Below are 7,104 nucleotides of genomic sequence, written 5' to 3' on the forward strand. Positions count from 1 at the left end.
CCTCTTCTCCCCCTCCTACCAGGCGACGGGCAGCGCTTCCAGTCCGTGCTGTGGCGACCGCAGCCGGAAGCGCAGCTTGTCCGGCGGTATGGCCAGGCGCAGGCCGGGGAACCGTTCGACCAGCGCCGCGAGGAAGATCTTCGTCTGCGTCCTGGCCAGGGGTGCCCCCACGCAGAAGTGGATACCGTGCCCGAAGGCCATGTGTCCGGTGCTGTCACGGGTGATGTCGAGGTCGTCGCGCGGTGCGCCGGGGGGCTGCGCGCGGTTGGCGGCGAGCAGCGCGCAGTGCACGATGTCACCGGCCTTGATGACCCGCCCGGCGAGGGGCACGTCCTCCCGGGCGGTGCGGGGTGAGACACCGGGAACGATCGTGAGGTAGCGGAGCAGTTCCTCCACGGCCCGGTCCGTCAGCTCCGGCCGGGCGCGCAGGAGGGCGAACTGGTCCGGGTGTTGCATCAGCGCCAACGCGCTCCCTCCCAGCATGTGGGCGCCGCCCTCCAGTTCGGAGAGCAGGACGGCCGAGCACATGCCCCGCAGTTCGTCGTCGGTGACCTCCGGGCCGTGTTCCCGGATCAGTCGGCTCGGCAGGTCGTCGCCATCGGGGTGCCGGCGCTTCCGCGCCACCAGTGCCTCCAGGTAGGCGCGGTGCGCGTTCCCGGCCGCCAGTTGCTTGGTGCCGGTTCCGTTGGCGCGTACGGTGGTGTTGCGTGTGATCTCGTCCACGTCGTCGCGGGGGATACCGAGCAGCGAGCAGGTGATCAGGCCGGTGACGGGCCAGGCGACGAGGCGCATGAGGTCCGCGGGCGGGCCGGTGCGCTCCAGGAAATCCAGGCGCTCCCGCACGATCTCCTCGATGAGGGGCTGCATGCTCCGCGTCCGGCCGACCGTGAACTCGGGCGTCAGCATCCGCCGGATGCGGGTGTGTTCGGGCGGGTCGTAGTGGAAGGGGTTTCCGGGTTCGGCCAGCCTTCGGGACGCCTCCTCGTTCTCCGCGGGCGGCCTGGTGGTGAACCTTGCCGTGTCGCTGAGGACCGCCCGTATCTCTGTCCGGCCGACCGCCATCCACAGGTGGTCGCCGGCTTCGACGAGGGGTGTCTCGGCGCTCATGCGGCGCAGCTCCGGCAGTGGGTCGAGACCGTCCCGGTGTGTGACGACGTCCAACGGGTCTGACATTCACGTGCCCCTTTCGTCGGTCCGGGCCCGGCCGGAGGCGTGGAGTTTCTCCGTGATGACCCGCCCGACGTGCGGCAGGTGGGCGGCCTGGAGCAGGCCGTCGTGGTCGGTGGCCAGCTCGTACGTCTCGATCTCGCCGGTGACGAAGGGCGCCCAGCTCGTCCGCGCGAGCGGCAGCGGCAGATCCGCGGGACGGTTCTCGGTGGCGAGGAAGAGGACGGCGTCACCCCGGAAGCGGTCGGGGCTGTGCTGCCGCGCGAGCCGGGCGGCGTGGCGCATCACCGTGCGCATGTTCGTCCGCAGCGGTTCGTCCACGGGGAGCGGATCACCGGCCGGGGGGTGGGGGTCGCCGGCCTCGTGCACGAGGTGCCGTGCGCCCGGCTCGTCGGAGACGGAGGAGGCCCCGGAGGCGGTGGCGATTCCGGTGGCGATTCCGGTGGCGGAGGAGGCTCCGGTGGCGGTGGCGGTGGCGGTGGCGGTTCCGCCGGCGCCGTCCGGGTAGGCGTCGAGCAGTGCCAGCAGCCGGACCTCCGCGCCCTGTTCTTGCAGTCGGGTGGCGATCGCCTGGGCGACGATTCCGCCGAACGACCAGCCCAGCAGGTGGTAGGGGCCGTCGGGCTGGACGGTGCGGACCCGGTCGGCGTAGTCCGCCGCCATCTCCCCGACGGTCTCTGGCAGGAGCGCGGCGTCCACCAGGCCGCGGGCCTGCACGCCGTACACCGGCAGATCGGGCGGCAGGTGCTGGAGCAGTGCCGCGTAACCCCAGCTCAGCCCGCTGCCGTGGTGCAGACAGAACAGCGGGGGGCGGCTGCCGCCGGCGCGCAGCGGCAGCAGCACATCGAGGCTGTACCGCCTGCTGACCGTCCCCGGGAGCGGGGCCGGCCGCTCGCCGCGGTCCGTGTCCCGGCCGTTGGCCGACAGCGTGAGCAGGCCCTCGGCGGTTCGCCTGGCCCGCCTGCCGGTGTGGAACATCCGTTCGCCCTCGGGGCCGTAGGGGGAGGCGACGAAGCGCTCACCGGTCCGGCCGGGGGCTCCGGCGTAACCCCGTGCCAGCGAGGCGCCCGCCACGTAAAGGTCTCCCACGGCCCCGGGCGGCACGGGCCGCAGGAGGTCGTCGAGTACGTAGGCGCGGGTGTTGGTCATCGGCTTCCCCGGGGACGGCTGGGTCAGTCCGGGGCCGGTACGGCGGTCCAGCCACCGCCCGCCGGTCTCCGCCAGGGCGTGACCACCGGCCATCACCGTCCCGGGCCGCCGGACGGGCCACTCCTCCAGTTCCGAGTCGTCCACCACCACGACCCGCGCGTACGGCGTTTCCTCGCCGCCCGGCCACTCGGTGCCCCGCAGCAGGTCGGCGGTGGTGACCAGGGTCGAGGATTCGTCCGGGTGATGGGCCGGGCGGGTGGGGTCGAGGAGGCGGACGCCGGTACCCGTGCCGAGGGCGGCGAGCAGCGGGGTCAGCAGCGCGGGCAGCGGGGCACGGACGTCGAGCGTGACCGCTCGGCCGGACGGGGAGCCCGGTATGCCGTGCACGGTGTGGTTGAGCAGTGCCCGGTGCTCGATGACCGTGTGCGGGCCGGTGATGGCCCCGGTGTCGGGGGCGTGGAGGTCCGGGAGGACGAGTGCCGCGTGACCGGGCAGTGGTGTGCCGGCGCGGTTACGAGCGCCGTTGGAGGACGGCCCACCGTCGGCGTGTCCCCGCGTGACCGTGGCCGTGGCCGTGGCCGTGGTCGTGGTCGTGGTCGTGGCGGTGGTGTCGGCGGTGGTGGCGGCCGACCGGGGATCGTCGAGCGTCACCACCGGCACCGCACTGTCCGCGGGCCGTTGCCGGGCCGTGGCCGGGGTGCGGACCAGGGCTGCCGGGCGGGGCGCCGCGGCGAGCGGTCGGGAGGGGTGAGTGAGGAGGCAGGCGGCGCCGGACCTGAGCACGCCCAGCAGTGCGGCGGCAAGGGTCGTGGTCGGCGGCGACGCCACGGCCACGACGTCCTCCGGTCCGATGCCCCGGGCGGCCAGCTTGCCGGCGAGCCGGCCGGCGACGGCGTCCAGTTCCGCGTAGGTGAGCGTGCCGTCGTGGTCCGTGACGGCGATGGCGTCGGGAGTGCGGGCGGTGTGCGCCGCCACCAGGTCGAGGACGGTGCCGTCCGGGAGTTCCGCCGCCGTGTCGTTGCCGGCCGCCACGAGGCGGTGGCGTTCGGCGGCGTCCAGCAGGACGTCCACCTGGCTCAGCCGCACGTGGGGATCGGCGGCGGCCTGTTCCAGTACGCGGACGAGGCGCTCGGCGAGTGCGGTGACGGTGTCGGCGTCGAAGAGGTCGGTGGCGTAATGCAGATGGCCGTCGATGCCGTCGGGGCCGCCGTCGTTCAGGAGGTGCTCGGTGAGGTCGAACCGCAGCTCCAGGTCGGACCCGTGCACCGGCACGGGTTCCCTGTGGGTGGCGAGGCCGGGCAGGGCGGCGAGGTGCCAGTACTCGTCGACGTCGTCGTGGACGTCGAGCAGTATCCGGAGGCCGGGGTGGTACGCCTCCGAGTGGGGCAGGGGCAGCACCTCCGTCAGCCGTTCCCACGGTACGTCCGGACGCAGGCGTGCCTGCTCGTTCGTCTCGTGCGCCCGGCGCAGCAGTTCCAGGAAGGTGGGGTCGCCAGAGGTGCGGGTCCGCAGCGGCAGCCGACCCGCGAAGGGGCCGGCGACGCCTTGGAGGACACCCTCCGTGCCCTTGCGGTCCAGGGTGGTGCCGAGCGTGATGTCGTCTCCGGCGCCGAGTCGCGTCAGCAGCAGCGCGAGCGCGGTGTGCACCACCGTGAAGGCGGAGGCCCCCAGGGATTGCGCCGCGTTCATGAGGCGTCGGTGCGCGTCCCGTCCGAGGCGCAGCGGGACGCACGCGGTACGGTACGCCGCGACCCCGGCGGCCGGTTCGGGCCGCGGTCGGTCGACGGGCGGTTCCGTGGCCGCCGCCATACCGGCCAGGGTTTCCTTCCAGTAGGCGATCTGGTCGCTGACGAGGCTGTGCGGGTCCTGCTCGCCCCGGAGCAGTTCGTGCTCCCAGACCGCGTAGTCGGCGAACTGCAGCGGCAGTGGCGCGCGGCGCGGCGCGCGGCCTTCCTGCCGCGCGGCGTAGGCGGCGGCCAGGTCGCGGACGAGGAGTTCCGCCGAGGTGTCGTCGGCGGCGATCCGGTGCACCACCACCAGCAGTACGTGCTCGGTGTCGGAGAGGGCGAACAGGTACGCCGCCCAGGGTGTCTCCCGGGCGAGGTCGAAACGGTGCGCGGCGCCGGCCGCCAGCAGCTCCGGCAGCGCGGCTTCGGTCGTCGGTGTCGCCCTGAGCAGGGGGCGGGCGGCGTCGGTGCCGGCGGCCAGGATGTGCTGGCTCGGCACGCCCTCGGTGTCGGGGAAGACCGTGCGCAGGATGTCGTGGCGGGCCGCCACGTCCTCCAGGGCGCGGTGCAGCGCGGCCCGGTCCAGGTCGCCGGTCAGGCGCAGGGCGACCGGCGTCTGCCATGCCACGGCGTCGTCCCGTCGCGCCCGCGCCCGGACACGGAGCTGGGTCGCCGTCAGGGGTACGTCACCGGTGTGCTCGACCGGGAGCAACGCCGGGAGCACCTTCGAGCCGAGCATCGCGGCGACACCGCTCGGTGTGGGCGCGCCGAAGAAGTGCCGCATGCTCAGGTCGACCTCGAACCGCGTGCGGATGCGCTCCGCCAGGCGGATCGCCAGCGCCGAGTTGCCGCCCAGTTCGAAGAAGTCGGCGTCGACACCGACGCGTTCGAGGCGGAGCACCTCGGCGAACAGTGCGCAGACGGTCTCCTCGACCTCGTTCCCGGGTGCGCGGTCGAGGTCCTGCCGGGCGGCGAACTCGGGGTCCGGCAGTGCGGCGCGGTCGAGCTTGCCGTTGGGCGTGAGCGGCAGGGCCTCCAGCACCATCACGGCGGCCGGAAGCATGTGGTCGGGCAGCCGGGTGGCGGCGAACTCCCGGAGCGCGCGGACATCCACGTCCGCCGCCGCACCGGCCGCGGGAACGACGTAGGCGACCAGACGCATGTGCTCCGTACGGTCCTCGCGGACGACGACCACGGCCTGAGCGATGTCGGCGTGGGCGGTGAGAACGGCGGCGACCTCGCCGGGTTCGATGCGGAAGCCCCGTATCTTGACCTGCTCGTCGGCGCGCCCGGCGAAGTGCAACTGGCCGTCCGTCGACCATTTCGCCAGGTCACCGGAGCGGTACATCCGCTGACCGGGAACGAACGGGCAGGCCACGAACCGTTCGGCGGTCAGGCCGGGGCGACCGATGTAACCCCGCGCCAGCCCAGGCCCGGCGATGTGGACCTCGCCCACCACGCCCGGCGGCACCGGCCTGAGGAAGTCGTCGAGCACGAACACCCGCATGTTGCCGATCGGAGCGCCGATGGCGGGAGGCCGGTCGTCCGGGGTGATGCCCGGGTCGACGGGGGTGGCGGTGGTGATGACGGTGGCCTCGGTGGGGCCGTAGGTGTTCCACACCGCCGTCCGCCCGGCCCATCGGGCGGCGAGGTCCGCGGTGAGCCGTTCGGCGCCCAGCACCCAGTTCTTCACCCCGGGCACCTCGGCCGGGTCGAGCAGCCCCAGCAAGGTCGGCACCACACTCGCCACCGACGCACCGGAGGTACGGATCATCTCCGCCAGTTCCTCCGGTTCCGCCCGCTCCTCGTCCGAGGCGATCGCCAGCGTGCCGCCCGCGGCCAGGGTCACGGCGACGTCGAGAACGGCCGCGTCGAAGCTGAAGGACGCGAACTGGAGGGTGGTGACCCCTTCACCCGCACCCAGTACGGGACGCATCGCCGCCGCGAGATTGGCGACGCCTCGATGCGCGACGGCCACACCCTTGGGACGCCCGGTCGAACCCGACGTATAGATCACATACGCCAACTCGTCCGGCCCCACCCGCACATCAGCCAGCGGCTCAGCGGACTCGGACGCGATGACTCGCGCGACGGCCTCCTGATCGAGCAGGACCAGCCGCTGCCCCTTGAGCGGCAGATCAACGGCAGTACCGCGCGTCGTCAGTACGACGGTGGCCTCGCTGTCGGCGAGCATGAACGCCAGCCGGTCGGCGGGATACGCCGGGTCCAGCGGCACGTACGCGCCACCGGCCTTCCACACGGCGAGCATCCCGACGACCATCTCCACCCCACGCGGCAGACACAGCCCGACCCGCGACTCCCGCCCGATGCCCAGCTTCCGCAGATACCGCGCCAGTCGATTGACACGGGCCTCCAAGTCTCCGTAGGCGACGGCATCTTCACCGCAGCGGAGCGCCGGCGCGGCAGGCGACCGCAGGGCACGGGCCCGGATGAGATCGGGCAGCAGGTCGTCGGCGACGGGCAGCGCGGTGGCGTTCCACCCCTCGACCACCCGCGCCCGCTCGCCCTCGTCGAGCAGGTCGAGATCGCTGAGCCGGATCTCGGGATCGGCCGCGACCTGTTCCAGCACCCGGGCCAGCCGCTCGGCCAGTCCCCGCACGGTGTCCTCGTCGAACAGGTCGGCGGCGTACAGGATGCCCCCGCCCAGCCCGGCCGGAGCACCCCCGGCGTCCCGCCTCTCAGCCAAGGTCACCGACAGATCGAACCGCGCCGGCGGCGCCTCCCCCGGCATCACCGGACTCACCCGCAACCCCGGCAACTCCCACCGCGCCTCAGGCACATTCTCCAACGCCAGCATCACCTGGAACAACGGATTACGCGACAACGACCGCGCCGGATTCAGCTCCTCCACCAGACGCTCGAACGGCACATCCTGATGCGCATACGCCCCCAGATCCACCTCCCGCACCCGCCCCAACACCTCAGCGAACGACGGATCACCACCAACATCGACCCGCAACACCAACGTATTGACGAAAAACCCCGCCAACTCCTCCAACCACGCCTCACCCCGCCCCGCCACCGCCGTCCCCACAACAAT

General features: G+C 72.9%; 2 protein-coding genes. Both read right to left on the minus strand.

What is annotated here, in order from left to right:
- Positions 1-15 precede the first annotated feature (15 nt).
- Complete coding sequence (locus tag ACFY32_RS30505; RefSeq protein ID WP_390675976.1) at positions 16-1,173, minus strand: cytochrome P450; 1,158 nt, start codon at positions 1,171-1,173, stop codon at positions 16-18.
- Positions 1,174-7,098, minus strand: coding sequence for an amino acid adenylation domain-containing protein (locus ACFY32_RS30510; RefSeq protein ID WP_390675977.1), 5,925 nt, complete (start codon positions 7,096-7,098; stop codon positions 1,174-1,176). It lies immediately after the preceding gene.
- Positions 7,099-7,104: the final 6 nt, after the last annotated feature.

The organism is Streptomyces sp. NPDC000134 (genome assembly GCF_042899225.1).
In the GTDB taxonomy this organism is placed as follows: Bacteria; Actinomycetota; Actinomycetes; order Streptomycetales; family Streptomycetaceae; genus Streptomyces.